Below are 15,294 nucleotides of genomic sequence, written 5' to 3' on the forward strand. Positions count from 1 at the left end.
TAGTGTTTTACTTCTTATAAATAAAATAACCTATCTTATCAAACTTACCATTTACTGATCGGATATTTTCACCTTGCTTGTAGTAATTAAAGCTTGATAATGAATTCTTTATTTTATTTTGGTATGCAGTATAATCAGCGTTTGTTTTTGGCTCTTGACAAATAAACTCCAAAACATATCCGTCTTTAAAATCTTTTAATTGCTTTTCTAACTCTGAAGTATCATTACATAATAAATGCTCAAACGTGAGTTTTAATAAATTTACTCCAGTATAATAAGTTAAGAGATTCCACATATGACACCCATCTAGACGAGGTGTTATTTCTATAATATAAGGATTATCTTGTTCTAATTTCATTTGAGCATAGACAGGACCATCTATTATTCCTAACTTCTTACAGGCTGCCTCTATAATTTTCTTTATTGCCTTCGTGATTTCCGAAGTGAGATTTACTGAAGGAACCACATGTTTGTGAATTAAACCTGTATATTCTGGCCAAGTTTCTCGATCTGATGGAATCAAAAATGCTACTTCCCCATTAACCATGTAACCATTTACAGATATTTCAGGACCAGAAATATATTGTTCTAAAATTACTAAGCCCGAGCGTGAATATTTTTTTGCTAATCTATAGTTTTCTAAGTATTCAACAGAGGAGTTAATTAATGTAACACCTCTTTGTCCTTGTGAATCAGCAGGTTTTAATATAAATGGGTAATCCAAATTAACAATATCTTCTTCACTTGAAATCACTTGAAATTCTACATTTCCATTAAATTCGTTGCCTAAAGTTGTACGCATTAAATCTTTATTATTACAAATACGAGCAGTTTCTTCTGACACAAAATGAGGCATTTCCAACTTCTCGCTTACATAGTTAGCCACCGGCATAGCTAAATCTGAACCTACCGAATAAACCAATGGAATTTCATTTTCTTTTATATATTTTATTACTGAAGCTACATCTAAAATATTTATCTCCGCAAAGTGGTCTGCTATGTCAGCACCAGGGCCATCCTTAGCCATAGCACATGCATATGTTTCATAACCCATTTTTTTAAGTTCTAAAATAGCATCCATCTGAACCGATGCAACACCCAAAATTAATACCTTTTCTTTCATATTAATAATTATTCCCTCCAATACTCTCTACTGACTTTTTTAAGTTTATACAAATATACTCTACATCCTCATCACTTAACAAAGTATGAAGTGGAAGTGTAACTTCATTAACATATTGGTTATAGGCATTAGGATAATCCTCAATACCAAATCCTAAATTCTTATAAGCTGTAAGCATCGGCAATGGCTTATAATGTACATTACAAGCAATTCCAGCCTCAGCCATGTTAAGAATAATATCATTTCTCTGCTCTTCTTTAATTCCGGGCACCCTTGTTAAATATAGATGTCCTGAAGAGGCAAAGTCTGTACCATAATGTTGCAAACTTTGAATACCTAATGGCAATAGTGCTTTATCATACATCTCAGTAATCTCTCTACGTCTTTCTAATAAACCTTCATATCTATCTAATTGCACTAAACCAATACTGGCCATAATATCCGTCATATTGCATTTATAGGCCGGAAAGACAATATCATATTCCCATGCACCCATTTGAGTTTTAGCAAGTGCATCTTTTGATTGACCATGAAGGCTATACAACATAAACTGCTTATAAAGCCACTCATCATCCAAACCATTATTATTGCGCCATACCACGGCTCCACCTTCAGCCGTAGTGAAATTTTTTACAGCATGAAAAGAAAAACAAGTAAAATCTGCAACTTGCCCACATCTCATTCCTTGTCTATCTGCTCCAAAAGCATGTGCAGCATCCGCCATGATAATAACTCTGTTAAATAACCACTGTAGTTCATTATTTGGCTTGAATAGTTCTTTCTTACTCTCTACTATGTCAAAAATGGTATCGTAGTCGCACATCTTCCCCGCAATATCCACTGGAATAATGGCTTTAGTTTTTTCGGTTATTGCATCTGCTAATTTTGAATAATCCATTTCAAAAGAACCTGGTGCCGTATCAACTAGAACTATTTTCGCTCCAACATGTTCAATAACTGAGGCAGATGCAGTATAGGTGTATGCTGAAGTAATAACTTCATCGCCAGGTCCTATCCCTAGGATTCGGAGAGTAAGCTCCATAGAGGCTGTTGCCGAATTCAAACAAACAGCTTTATTAACACCAACATAGGTAGCTATTCTCTTTTCTAGCTCTTTTGTTCTTGGTCCAGTTGTAACCCATCCAGATTTCATTGCTTTCATTACTTCATTAATCTCTTCATCCGAAATATCCGGTGGAGAGAAAGGAATATTTCTCACTTTAGTTTCATTCATGTTAGCTTCCTCACTTTATATAAGTTTGATATACCTATTAATGCACTTAGTAACTTAGGGCCTAATTGGATTAGAAGACTTTCCAAATAACCACTAATTTACTAATCAATTCTACGCAATTTTTTCCGTTTCTCTTAAACACTCAGGCAATAAATAACATCAACATACTCACTTTAAGGAGCAAACTAGGTTTTAAATAAGTGGGATTTCGAAATTATTATTTCATAAAAATCAGGTGCTGATCCAAACATTTCAGCACCCTCCTATTTTAATCATGACTCCGAAATCTTGTTCTCTTTCACCGTATCCTTTAGATACTCAAGGACTTGATCTCTTAAATCTCCTCTTTCCAAGGCAAAATCCAATGTAGCTTTAATGAACCCGAACTTATCTCCTACATCATGTCGATCCCCATCAAACTCATAACCCACCACCATCTGCAACTCATTCAACTTCTTAATCGCATCCGTAAGCTGGATTTCATTGCCCGCACCAGGTTTAAGGCTTCCCAAAATTTCGAAGATCTCAGGGCGTAACACATAACGCCCCATAATCGCATAATTAGAAGGAGCTTCTTGCACTTTTGGCTTCTCAACCAAATCATTAATATGGAAAACACCATTATCTATCCCACTCTGTTTAATGGAAATGACGCCATACTTTGATACTTCCTGCTCCGGAACCTCCTGCACCCCAATCACAGAAGAATTATACCGCTCATACACATCAATCAACTGCTTCAAACAAGGGTTCTCCGGAGAGTGAACAATATCATCTCCCAATAACACCGCAAACGGCTCATCCCCAATAAACCGACTCGCACACGAAATTGCATGTCCCAATCCAAGCGGTTCTTTTTGACGGATATAATGAATATTAGCTAGCTTAGAAATCCCTTGCACTTCTTCCAACTGCTCATACTTACCCTTTTTCGCCAGTGTCTCCTCAAGCTCATAAGACTTATCAAAATGATCCTCTATGGCCCTTTTCCCTCGACCCGTCACGATGATGATATCCTCAATACCAGAAGCGACCGCTTCCTCGATGATATATTGAATAGTAGGCTTGTCTACGATTGGAAGCATTTCTTTCGGTTGTGCTTTCGTCGCTGGCAGGAACCTTGTACCAAGTCCCGCAGCAGGAATAATCGCTTTTCTCACTTTTTGCATATTTTATACCCCTTAGTTGGCATTTTTTATTAATATACGTTCTTTTTTATTAGCAAGATCTAACACATAGTTAGCTAAATACTTAGAATCAAAGTCTGTATGGTTCTCAATTAAGTTTGAAACCCGTTGATATTCAAACTCAACCGTCTTCCCAATAAATATCTTAGGAAAAACAGCCTTTCCATGAACTTCATTCTCACCCAGTAGTTCTTCATACATCTTTTCACCAGGACGAATCCCCGCATATTTAATGCCAATTTCTTCTATTGTATAACCGGATAGCTTAATAAGATTTTTCGCAAGGTCAACTATTTTCACCGGTTCACCCATATCAAGAACAAAAATTTCTCCACCTCGTGCCAGTGCTCCAGCCTGCATAACCAATCGGGAAGCTTCTGGAATTGTCATAAAGTATCTCGTCATCTCAGGATGGGTAACCGTAACAGGGCCACCTGCTTGGATTTGTCTTTTAAACAACGGAATAACACTTCCACGACTTCCAAGTACGTTCCCGAAACGAACAGCAACAAAATTCGTTTTGCTCTCTTTATCCAGATTCTGAATCACCATTTCAGCAATTCTCTTTGTTGAACCCATTACATTCGTAGGGTTAACAGCTTTATCAGACGAAACAAGGACAAATGTTTTAACTCCGAATGTATCTGCTGCTTCCGCCACATTCTTTGTACCGATCACATTGTTCTTAACCGCTTCTTTCGGATTAAATTCCATCAATGGCACGTGCTTATGAGCTGCCGCATGATACACAACCTCAGGACCATGTTCTTCAAATATTTCGAAAATACGATTTCGATCTTGTATATCTGCAATGATAGGAACGACTTTCAACTCAGTTCCGTATTTGTTTCTTAATTCCATATCGATTGTATAAATAGAATTTTCACCATGGCCTAATAATAAAAGCTTCTTAGGTTTAAATTTACTTACTTGTCGACAAATTTCAGACCCAATTGAACCCCCTGCTCCTGTAACCAATACTGTCTTCCCTGATAATTTTTTTGAGATGCTATCAGTATCCAGTTCTACTGGTTCACGGCCAAGTAAATCTTCTACCTGTACCTCGCGGAATTGGTTTACGGATACTTTACCAGATACTATATCCTCTATCATCGGCATAATCTGTACCTTTGCTGAAGTTTTACTGCACTGTTGATAGACTTCTTGTATCTCGCCCTTACGTAGAGAAGGAATGGCAATGATGATATTATCAACTTGGTGCTTTTCAACTATAGTAGGTATATCTTTAGTGCGGCCAAGTATCGTTACACCATAAATTTGGAGCCTCATTTTTTTAGTATCATCGTCAATAAATCCAACTGGATGCAAATCTGTATCTTGGCTTTTTATTAACTGACGGACAAGCATGGATCCGGCAGAGCCTGCTCCAATGATTAAAGCACGCTTTTTTTCCTGTTTAGGTTTTATGTAGTAGTGTCTGTACATTCTCCAAGAGAATCGTGATCCACCTATTAAGATAATATGAAGCATCCAAGTGACTGCTAGTACCCGAACATATATATCACCATTTACAATAAATTGAAGAACACCTGTAGTGACAATGGAAAACGTAATCGCACGTATGATGGCGACCATTTCTCCCACACTGGCATATTCCCATGCTTTCTGGTAGAGACGATAAATAAAAGCGAATACATGGTGACTCGCCAGTAGTGCACATGAGCTAAAGACGAGTGTAGTTAACGTGTACAGGCTGAATGTTGGGTGGAGGAGGTAATAACCGAAATAAATTGCTGTTAACACGATCAATGAATCCAACAGCATCAGCAACGATACCCGTTTTGTATAACTCATATAAATCCCTTCTTTTCTAATGTTATTTTGACAAATTAAATACCTAAGGAAAAGATACAACCGTATACCCTTTCCTTAGGTATCTAGATTTACTTTTGATCATTCAATCTTTTTTCAATGGCTTGGTTGATTAGTGCTCTTATTTCTTCCAGTCGCTCTATAGGGGCATCCTGATAGATATACCTTATGGCTTTTTTCATGCTCTTAGACAAAGAATTAAAATCTTTCAATTCATTTTCTCCTTGATTTTACAATTAATCTATTTAATCTATTTAACTCCACTATTAGAACGAATTACTTAAAACGTTTTCATTTAAAATCTTTACTATCTTCTACTATTATAGTATTTGTGGGCATCAAACCCTTCCTCACATCCCACCAATGACGACAAAGCGTCTAAGGTTTAAGCATCTACTCTTCACCCACGGCGTGACCGAGTGCCTCCAATGATAACGGTAAGGAGACATTCCCAAAATTCTACTGTTGTCTGTTTAGAGCTTTTGTTTCTTGTATACCAACGACAATAGTACCTTAGGATTACCTGTATCTTGACCTGAGTTAGAAGATTCCGAGGAATTTTTTCTTTTTGATCAATTCAGGTATTTCTTTATAGATTGTTTTTCCGTCTACGAGCATTTCTGCATTTTCGGTAAAGTAATAGACCATGTCGATTCCGTATTTTTTCTCTATATAGTCCATCGCCTCTTCCATTTTGAAGGTGCGGTTATGTATGTTATGGGCGTCTGATGCTAAGAAATGAGCCAGGTTGGCGTGAATCATCTGGTCTGAAAACTTTTGGATATTCTTTCCGAAGTAGCCCACCAGGCTGGAAGCTGTCAGTTGAGTGATGGCACCATTCTTGACCAGTTTGTATAATTTGTCTGGTCGTTCGATCAATTCGGCATTTCGCTCCGGATGGACGATGACCGGTGTCAGACCTTCGACTTGTATATCGTAGAGCAGACGTTCTGCGTACCTTGGTACAGAACTAGATGGAAATTCGATGAATAGATACTGTGATGATTGATTAAGGGGAAGAATTTCACCTTTTTGATAATCTTCTAAAATCTCACCATATATGCGGCATTCCTGCCCAGGCAGGATTGTCAGGTTCACGTTTTCTCTTTTAAAAGCTTCGTTGACAGTGTCCACTAGAGGCAGGATATCAGACTTCTTGTTCTCATACTTCCCATTACGGTGGTGAGGAGTCGCGATGATTGTATGAATGCCTTCAGAAACTGCTTGTTTCGCCATATCTATGCTATCCTCAATCGTCTTGGCTCCATCATCTATCCCAGGCAAAATGTGACTGTGAATGTCTATCATGCCGACCCCTCCTTACCAAATTAGTTAATTATACCTATTAATACACCCGTTCATATTTTACTATAATGTTTAAAAATGTAAAGTGAATACATGATTGTTATTTATGTTATTTATTTCCACCATAATAATAGTAGTAATTACTATCTTTCATTTCTCTATTATTCAATACAACTCCAACTAGTTTCGCCTTGGCTGCCTCTAATAATTCTTTTGATTTTACTGCCCTGTCCACTTCTGTGGTGCCTGAACTGATGACAAGGATGGTTCCTTGGCATTGATTCGCTAATATTTGTCCATCTGTCACGGCAAGTACCGGTGGCGTATCAAAGATCACCATGTCATATTCTTCATGCACCTCTTTAAAGAAGTGCTCCATGCGCTTCGAATTAAGAAGTTCTGCCGGATTTGGCGGGATGGGACCGCATGTGAGAAGGTCCAGGTTTTTCACATCGGATGAATGGGTTACTTCTGTTAAACTCTTCTGACGTGTCAGTACACTCGTCAACCCAAAGGTATTATTCAATCCGAATGTATAATGAGCCGTGGGTTTACGCATATCCGCGTCAACCAGGAGAACTCTCTTCCCTTCCTGGGCAAAGACGACGCCGAGATTGGCAGAGGTAGTTGATTTCCCTTCACCAGGCCCTGAGGACGTGACCATAAGGGAACGTAATTCCTGATCAATGAAAGAGAAATTGATATTGGTTCGAATTGTTTTATATTGTTCAGAGATCGGAGACATCGGATCCGTTTTCGTAATCAATTTACGTTTGGTATTCATCATTTGTTTTTTAAGATTCTTGTTAAGAGCCAACTGTCTCACCTCTCACTCTTGATTTTCGTTGGGAACGGCTTTTCGCTTGTTCTGCCTGATCCTGGATTCGTGTGATTGATCCAAGTACCGGAAGGCCTAGGATTTTTTCTACTTCCTGTTCTGTCTTAATCGTGTTATCAAGGAATTCTAATAGGAAGGCTAAACCGACTCCAACCATCAATCCTATGACTGTAGCAATGGCGATATTCAGTAAAGGTATCGGTTTGATGGGAGATTGATCTTTCTCCACTTCAGCTTTCGCCAGAATACTTACGTTATCCACATTCATGATCTTACCGATTTCACCCTGAAAGACACCCGCTATTTTATTGGCAATGGCAGCTGCCTGTTTTGGATCGGTATCATTAACAGAAATGTTGATAATTTGGGAGTCTTTTTCGCTGCCTACCATAAGTTTCTCATTTAATTCTTCTACTGTAAGATCCAGGTTCAAATCTGCAATGACCTTCTCAAGAATGGCCGGGCTTTTCATAATGACATTATACGTATTAATCAATTGAAGATTCGTTTGAATCTCTCCAATATTATAAGCCGGTTGATCCGATTTGGACTGATTGACCAGTAATTGAGTTGAGGATTGATACACAGGTGTCAACAGAAAGAAGCTTACCCCTCCGCTTACAATAATGGCTGTAAGAGTGATGAGCAGGATGAGCTGCATTCTCTTCTTTATGGTCTCGATCAATTCCTTCAAACTAATTGTTTCTTCCATAACGTCCTCCTAAAGAAAAATATGTAAAATAATATCATATCTTGTTGTTTTTTTTCTCATTTATTGTCATAATTTTAATTGAATTGTAATATTTCCATACTTATCTATTAAACTACAAATTTTTCTATTTGAAAAGGGAATTATCATAATTGGTATTTATTTCTTGTCACCATTTACCTACTGGAAAGGAGATTTCTATGAAAAAGTTTTTGCTCACGCTATTGGCCATCAGTTGTGTTGTCTTCCTGTACCTTGGAAATATGTACTGGAAAGAGAAGACGACCTTGGTGGCTTCTGAAGAAAAGGACACCACGACGGTTGAAAATTCTCCGTCAGAGGAAGCCCCTGCCCCTGAAGAGGAAGCAGCCGAAGTGAAAGGAAAGAAAGATCTTGATTCTATCATCTCCAACTGGCCGGAAGAAGCCCGCACTCATTTTAAAGAGCTAAAGAAGAAAGGTGAACCCTTCAAGTTGGCCATTGTCGGTTCCCCTGCTATGGGGGAAAGCGACAATGGTTGGGCTCCTCAATTAAAAGAAAAGCTTTCATCTGAACTCGGTTCTCAAGTGAACGTGGAGATCTTTCAATCGGAAGTCACGTCCATTGAATTCATCAATGGCGAGAAATCCGACAATGTTCTTGCCTTCGAACCCGATCTTGTCCTATTAGAACCCTTCTCCCTTACCGATAACTCTAATCAGGTAGGGACCGTTCAGAACCATGAAAGCATTCTTATGTTCTTGAGAGAACTCCAGGAAACAAATGAGGACAGTGTTTTACTTCTTCAACCTCCTCATCCATTAGAAGGAGCCACATACTATCCTCAGCAAATTGAGGATTTGAAGGAATTTGCCGCAGAAGAATCCATTTCATATCTTGACCACTGGGGTTCATGGCCGGATGATGAGACTCTCAGCGATTACTTAATCGAATCTCAGGACACGCCTAACGAAAAGGGATATGAAATCTGGGCGGATTATTTAATAGAATATTTTATCAATGAATCATCAGAATCTTCATAAATAATTCAAAAATTCCATCTATGCAATTGGTCCCGAATCTGCTATCTTATGGAGTAGGCTAACTAAAGGTGAGGTAAACGTTAATGAGAAGTGATAAACATACGAAAAGAAAGAAACGAAGATGGCCAAAGATCCTTGGTATGATTGTACTGTTACTAATTGTTGCCGGCGGTGTATATGGATATAGCATCTATGCTTCATTGAATAAAGCAGTGGAAACCATGCATTCCCCGATCGACCGTGACAAATCGTCGAAACGTACGAAAGAAATTGAATTTAAAGACAAAGAACCATTCTCTGTTCTTCTATTAGGTGTAGATGAACGAAAGAATGATAAAGGGCGCTCGGATTCCATGATTGTCCTTACCGTGAATCCGGAGACTAAATCCGTGAAGATGATCAGTATCCCCCGTGATACTCTGACCGATATTGTAGGTCACGGTACAAGAGATAAGATCAACCACGCCTATGCATTCGGCGGTGTGGAAATGTCCATGAATACTGTGGAAGAGTTACTCGATATCCCCATCGATTACTATGTACAGATCAATATGGACGGTTTCAAGGATATCGTGAATGCCGTTGGTGGTGTGACGGTCAATAATGATCTGAACTTCAATTATGATGGATATACATTCCGAGAAGGAAAGCTTGACCTGAATGGAAAAGAAGCTTTGGCTTTCTCACGTATGAGATATGAAGATCCACGAGGAGACTTTGGAAGACAACTTCGCCAACGTGAAGTCATCCAGGCCGTCATTCGTGAAGGGGCAAGCGTATCAAGTCTTTGGAACTTCGATAATATCTTCGATGCTCTGGGAAGTAACGTCAAAACCAATCTCACATTCGAAGAAATGGTCGAAATCCAAAAACACTACAAATCAGCATCAAAAGATATAGAACAGATTCAAATCAAGACCGGCACAGGTACAAAAATCGACGGAATCTATTATTACGTGATTCCTGATGATGAACTGAATGAGATTCAGGATACTCTTAAAAAGCACCTTGAATTATAAGAAGAAAGGCTAAGGATCAGCAGATCCTTAGCCTCTTCTTTTACCTTTTTTCCGTTTTTTGCTTATTGAGATAGGCCTCTTCTTCCTTAGGTGACAGCAGGCTGGTCGCTTTTCCAACGGTCCCGTCCTGGATCCGCCAAATCGTATTATGATCACTGACGGCATCAGAGAAATCTCCCTCTTTCCAGCTCTTCAATATATCTTCGTATGTACTTTCATGTTGATACTGATTGATTTCTAATTGATTCAGCAGGTACTCAATCCGCTCATCCGTGATTTGAAAGAATGACCACTTTTCTTTTGCCGCTACCTTTTGATGGCTCATGGCATGTATATACTGCTGCATCAGTTTTTCGCTTAAGGGGGTTTTGACTTCTTCACCGAAAGGGTTTCCACCTTCACTTACTTTCTGTCCATCCTCTTCATCATCATTCATCTCTACTCCCGTCGTTCGTTCCACGGTCCCACCGGCAGCATTCCGGTCTGCTCCTCCGCCATTTCCTGTCCCCATATTTAAAGTGCCCACAGCTATGTACACACCTAAAGCAGTTAACAATAATACACTCCCGATGATGATTCCGACTGTCTTCCTGCTCACGATTCAATCTCCCCCTCGTATTTGAATCCATTTTCTATATGTAAACTTCTTCTAGATTACATGCAAATAGTCCTTCAAGGACGTGAAGATTGACATCCTTATATTACCATACCCGAAAGACAGTCGCTCATTTGATTGTCTTTCCGGACTGACTTCCGTATGGTGGTACGTAGTTTGTTAAATCATTTCCAACTCTACATAAAGGGAGATCTGATACATTTGAAGAATCAGTCGTGGTTGTCACTGCGGTTTTTTGCGATATTTTTTACAAGGGGAATTTTCATTCTTTACTGGACGGCCTAGTTAGTAGAGAGTAACTCCATGAAAAAGCGCCCTACCTCACAAGGCAGGACGCTCCAATCAAACTTAAAATCTCTTATACCCAACAAACTTAGGATTCCAATACGTATTGCTCAACTTCGATACGACTACCCCACTGTCGGATGCGTGGATGAATTCCCCATTTCCAAGATAGATCCCCATGTGGCTGATGCCGGCTTTATACGTATTTTCGAAGAATACGAGGTCGCCAGCTTTCGGGCTGGATGTGAAATAGGATTTGCTGTAGTAGCCTTCTGTGTTCGTACGTGCAATCGATTGTCCCGCCTGGTTGAAGACGTAGTAGATGAATCCGCTGCAGTCGAAGCCGGATGGCGATGTGCCTCCCCATGCGTACGGTGTTCCTACATATTTCTTGGCGATGTCGACGACAGTTGATGATGGTGCTTGAGTTCCGCCGTCAGATGTACCATTAATGGATAGCTTTTGACCGACGTAAATGGTGTCGGAGCTTAAGCCGTTCCAAGACTTTATGGATGACACGCTCACGTCATAACGGACGGCGATATGTGACAGGGTGTCTCCTGATTGTACTGTGTAAGTACTTGATCCCGTTGACGCTGGTGGCGTTGTTGTTCCGCCGGAAGAAACGATCAACGTTTGACCAGGGTAGATGACATCACTACTCAGGTTGTTCCATGATTTAAGTTGGGCAACATAGACATCGTATTTAGCACCGATTTTTGATAGATAATCACCTGATTGGACGGTATAGGTTTTAGCAGAAGAACTGCTTGGAGCCGAGACTTCCAGTACTTGATTCACATAGATCAAGTCGGAGTTCAGGTTATTCCAGTTTTTCAGGTTTGAAACGGACGTATCATATTTATATGCAATCACGGAAAGGGAATCACCTGATTGTACGCGGTAAGAAGCCGCTTCCGTTGAATTGGCAGCCATTGTCGAGACTAATGCAGCAGCAGTAAAGGCAATAATTGATTTCTTCAAAAAAATGTCTCCTCTTCATAGATAGTGTCGAATTTTAGTGCTTGTCCATTATCTATGAAATAGACTGATATTTTAATAGGCTAATATTCTTATATAAAGAAGAATCAGGAAGAAACCCCAGTACAATAACACTTGGTACTTTATGGTTGAACTTCCAATTACCATTAAACAAAATAGGCTATTGATTTTTTTATAGGAATAAACAGGAAGATATTGAATCAAAGCAGTGAATCCACTTCTATCTGTTGATATACTTTTAGTATCAAACTTAAAGGTGATTCCATGATAAAAAGTAAATTAAAAGTAATCTTTCTCTCAATTGTTCTGGTACTATTGCTCACACCTATTCTTTTCCCTCTCGAATCTTATCTTCAGTTGCTAGGGATTTATACTTTAGTAGGCGGAGTATTAATGATTGTGGTCGGAATTCCTGTGACGTTCTTTGCGGGAGTGATCACAAGGAAAATGAAGCAGTATGCTCATATAGTAAACTTCATTATTCATATTCTTCCTTCCCTGCTTGTCAGCATCTATATGTTTGGTCTTGCCTCACCTCTTTCATCGGTGCCCTATGCAGGTGTACCGATCTTCGCTTCTACTATTTTTTATGTGGTAGATGAAGTTATTTATCAAAAAATCGACCTAAGGGGCAGGCTTGTAAAAGGAATTTTTCTGCTCCCTGCAGCAATCTTTTTACTGTACGTTGGTCCTTCTCTTTATTCAGGCTTCTTGGCCCGGCATACTTCAACACAGATCAATGAAAATGGCTCACCTAAAGTTTCGCTGACATTCGATGGTGAAGAGATTCCGATCAAGAGTAGCTATTGCTGGACTTCAGACGGTGAAGGTTGTGTCTATGGCACTGACCCTTTTCCCCTGCCTGATGGAAAAGTGAATAATGTAAAGGAAATAACGATGGCTTCACCTGCTACACTCGATTTTTCATTTAAGAATAGCGAGGGTGAGCCCACTATTTATGCTTACTATCATGATGGAAAGGATTTCAAAGAAATAGAAGAAGCAGGAAACAAAATAAACATCTCAAATGATATTCCTGAACAAGCGATCAAATTTGTTGTGAAGTGGGACAATAATGAAATGGTCTGGTTCTTTGTTGGTGTGAGGACTGGGAACCTTACAAACGGGAGAACATTTTAAGGACTCTACATTTAGATAAACCTTGAGGCATTCAGTTGCCTCAAGGTTTTTTTATGATCACCATTAACTTAAATGTAAACGGCTACACTTTTTCGTTGACAACTTGTATATACATGAATACAATAAGAGTATATCTTGTATATACAACACCCCCCATAAAATGAAAGCGTTTTGATAAAAGCATGATGTAAAGCGTTTTTCACATACTAATTAGGGGAATTCCATTAATAGAAATGAAAGCGGGTACAAGGCTTGACGCCCGACATCTTTCACCATTCCAAGGGAGGGAATTTCATGAGCGTGAAACGTGAAGACGTTCTCGAAATCATTGAAGCGATTGGCGGTAAGGATAATATCCGCACGGCCACGCACTGTGTGACTCGTCTACGGCTGGTGCTGAATGATGAGAAGAAAGTGGATAAAGAAAGATTAGAGGCAATTGATCTGGTGAAGGGTTCCTTCTCCTCCAACGGTCAGTTCCAGGTTGTCATTGGACAAGGTCTTGTGAATAAAGCGTATCAAATTTTGGCAGAGGAAACGGGAATTGAGCATGCATCGAAACAGGATGTTAAGGATGCGGCGACTCAGAACCTGAATCCCCTTCAGCGTGCGATCAAGGTACTGGCGGATATCTTCATCCCGATCCTGCCTGCGATCGTAACGGCCGGTTTGTTGATGGGTCTGAATAATATTTTGACCGGACCGGGGATTTTCTATGATGAGAAATCGGTCATTGATGTTCATAAGCAATGGGCAGATTTTGCCTCGATCATTAACTTGATTGCCAACACGGCCTTTGTATTCCTGCCAGGGTTGATCGGTTGGTCAGCAGTCAAGCGTTTCGGCGGAAGTCCGTTACTCGGTATCGTATTAGGTCTTATGCTTGTTCATCCGGACTTACTGAACGCTTGGTCATATGCAAGTGCAGAAAAGATTCCTACGTGGAACCTATTCGGATTTGAAGTCGACAAAATCGGGTATCAGGGACAAGTTCTCCCGATTCTCTTCGCTTCCTATCTATTAGCGAAGATTGAAATGTTCTTGGATAAGAGAGTTCATGACTCCATCAAGCTATTGGTCGTGGCACCTGTTGCCCTTCTGATCACCGGATTTGCCGCTTTCATCCTGATCGGACCTGTGACCTTCTTTATAGGTAACATGCTGACGGATAGCGTCGTGTGGGTGTTCGATCACGTATCATGGTTAGGTGGTCTCCTGTATGGTGGATTATACGCCGTCATGGTTATCACAGGGATGCACCATACCTTCCTTGCAGTCGACTTGCAGCTCGTCGGTAGTGAAGGTGGAACCTTCCTATGGCCGATCCTTGCCCTATCGAATATTGCACAAGGTTCAGCAGCACTTGCCATGATGGTTGTAGCCAAGAAAGAAAACGAAAAGCTTCGCGGCCTGGCTGGTACGTCTGCCATCTCAGCTTATCTTGGAATTACAGAACCGGCGATGTTCGGGGTGAACCTGCGCTACCGCTACCCGTTCATCAGTGCCTTGATCGGTTCTGCCATCGGTGGTGTGTTGCTTGCGATGACAGGAACGAAAGCATTCTCCATCGGTGTAGGTGGATTACCAGGATTCTTATCCATCATTCCTGAATACTGGCTGCCGTTCTTCATCGGAATGGCCATCTGTATCGTCGTACCGTTCGTACTGACCATCGTCTGGTCCAAATTCAGCAAAAACGAACCAGCATAAACAATAGAGAGAAAACAGTTGCACCAACTTGTATATACAAGTTAAACTAAGGGGGACAAATCAATTCTTAGCACTCACCTGTAAGGGATAGTGATGGGGATGTTTGTCTCCCTTTTCAATTGGAGGGACGGACCTTCAAATCTGCTTGTTTTGGAGCGTCTTTCCCTATTAGATAAGGGTTTGTGACGGAGAATGGAAGGTCCGTCCCTCTAAAATGACAGACCTTCAGAGAACAAATGGCATTAGAACAATGATGACATCAAATAAATGA

General features: G+C 40.0%; 14 protein-coding genes. 4 read left to right on the plus strand and 10 right to left on the minus strand.

Annotated elements, in window-relative coordinates; genetic code table 11:
• Positions 1-7: 7 nt before the first annotated feature.
• The 8 genes from P8596_RS22365 to P8596_RS22400 form a co-directional block, all read right to left on the minus strand.
• Positions 8-1,123 carry an ATP-grasp domain-containing protein gene (locus tag P8596_RS22365; protein WP_279725230.1) on the minus strand — a complete coding sequence of 372 codons (1,116 nt, stop codon included), beginning with the start codon at positions 1,121-1,123 and terminating at the stop codon, positions 8-10.
• A 1-nt stretch (position 1,124) separates the two neighbouring features.
• Complete coding sequence (locus P8596_RS22370; RefSeq protein WP_279725231.1) at positions 1,125-2,357, minus strand: DegT/DnrJ/EryC1/StrS family aminotransferase; 1,233 nt, start codon at positions 2,355-2,357, stop codon at positions 1,125-1,127.
• Positions 2,358-2,629: 272 nt separating this feature from the next.
• Positions 2,630-3,526, minus strand: coding sequence for a UTP--glucose-1-phosphate uridylyltransferase GalU (galU, locus tag P8596_RS22375; RefSeq protein ID WP_279725232.1), 897 nt, complete (start codon positions 3,524-3,526; stop codon positions 2,630-2,632).
• 12 nt (positions 3,527-3,538) lie between these two features.
• The gene (locus P8596_RS22380) at positions 3,539-5,359 is read right to left on the minus strand and encodes a polysaccharide biosynthesis protein (RefSeq protein ID WP_279725234.1); all 1,821 of its coding nucleotides are present in this window, start codon (positions 5,357-5,359) and stop codon (positions 3,539-3,541) included.
• Between the two features lie 89 nt (positions 5,360-5,448).
• The gene (locus P8596_RS22385) at positions 5,449-5,589 is read right to left on the minus strand and encodes a hypothetical protein (RefSeq protein ID WP_279725236.1); all 141 of its coding nucleotides are present in this window, start codon (positions 5,587-5,589) and stop codon (positions 5,449-5,451) included.
• A 328-nt stretch (positions 5,590-5,917) separates the two neighbouring features.
• Entirely contained in the window at positions 5,918-6,685 is a 768-nt protein-coding gene (locus P8596_RS22390; RefSeq protein ID WP_279725238.1) for a tyrosine-protein phosphatase, read from the minus strand.
• Between the two features lie 106 nt (positions 6,686-6,791).
• Positions 6,792-7,466 (minus strand): CpsD/CapB family tyrosine-protein kinase, encoded by a 675-nt coding sequence (locus P8596_RS22395; protein WP_060672885.1) that lies wholly within the window; start codon positions 7,464-7,466, stop codon positions 6,792-6,794.
• 22 nt (positions 7,467-7,488) lie between these two features.
• Positions 7,489-8,232 (minus strand): YveK family protein, encoded by a 744-nt coding sequence (locus P8596_RS22400; RefSeq protein WP_279725239.1) that lies wholly within the window; start codon positions 8,230-8,232, stop codon positions 7,489-7,491.
• A gap of 197 nt (positions 8,233-8,429) precedes the next feature.
• Between P8596_RS22400 and P8596_RS22405 the strand changes: the two genes are divergently transcribed.
• Positions 8,430-9,251 carry an SGNH/GDSL hydrolase family protein gene (locus P8596_RS22405; protein WP_279725241.1) on the plus strand — a complete coding sequence of 274 codons (822 nt, stop codon included), beginning with the start codon at positions 8,430-8,432 and terminating at the stop codon, positions 9,249-9,251.
• Positions 9,252-9,334: 83 nt separating this feature from the next.
• A complete protein-coding gene (tagU, locus tag P8596_RS22410; RefSeq protein ID WP_279725243.1) occupies positions 9,335-10,270 on the plus strand; it encodes a polyisoprenyl-teichoic acid--peptidoglycan teichoic acid transferase TagU in 936 nt (311 codons plus the stop codon).
• Positions 10,271-10,310: 40 nt separating this feature from the next.
• On the opposite strand, the gene P8596_RS22415 is transcribed toward tagU, so the two are convergent.
• Together P8596_RS22415 and P8596_RS22420 are read right to left on the minus strand one after the other, a co-directional pair.
• A complete protein-coding gene (locus P8596_RS22415) occupies positions 10,311-10,868 on the minus strand; it encodes a DUF6241 domain-containing protein (protein WP_279725244.1) in 558 nt (185 codons plus the stop codon).
• 366 nt (positions 10,869-11,234) lie between these two features.
• A complete protein-coding gene (locus P8596_RS22420; RefSeq protein ID WP_279725245.1) occupies positions 11,235-12,155 on the minus strand; it encodes a peptidoglycan endopeptidase in 921 nt (306 codons plus the stop codon).
• A 411-nt stretch (positions 12,156-12,566) separates the two neighbouring features.
• Here P8596_RS22420 and P8596_RS22425 point away from each other — a divergent pair, with 411 nt between their 5' ends.
• Both P8596_RS22425 and treP read left to right on the plus strand, forming a co-directional pair.
• A complete protein-coding gene (locus tag P8596_RS22425; protein ID WP_279725247.1) occupies positions 12,567-13,313 on the plus strand; it encodes a hypothetical protein in 747 nt (248 codons plus the stop codon).
• Between the two features lie 294 nt (positions 13,314-13,607).
• Positions 13,608-15,023, plus strand: coding sequence for a PTS system trehalose-specific EIIBC component (gene treP, locus P8596_RS22430; RefSeq protein ID WP_034765394.1), 1,416 nt, complete (start codon positions 13,608-13,610; stop codon positions 15,021-15,023).
• The last annotated feature ends 271 nt before the right edge of the window (positions 15,024-15,294 follow it).

The sequence above is a fragment of the Rossellomorea sp. DA94 genome (assembly GCF_029834455.1).
Taxonomy (GTDB): Bacteria; Bacillota; Bacilli; order Bacillales; family Bacillaceae_B; genus Rossellomorea; species Rossellomorea vietnamensis.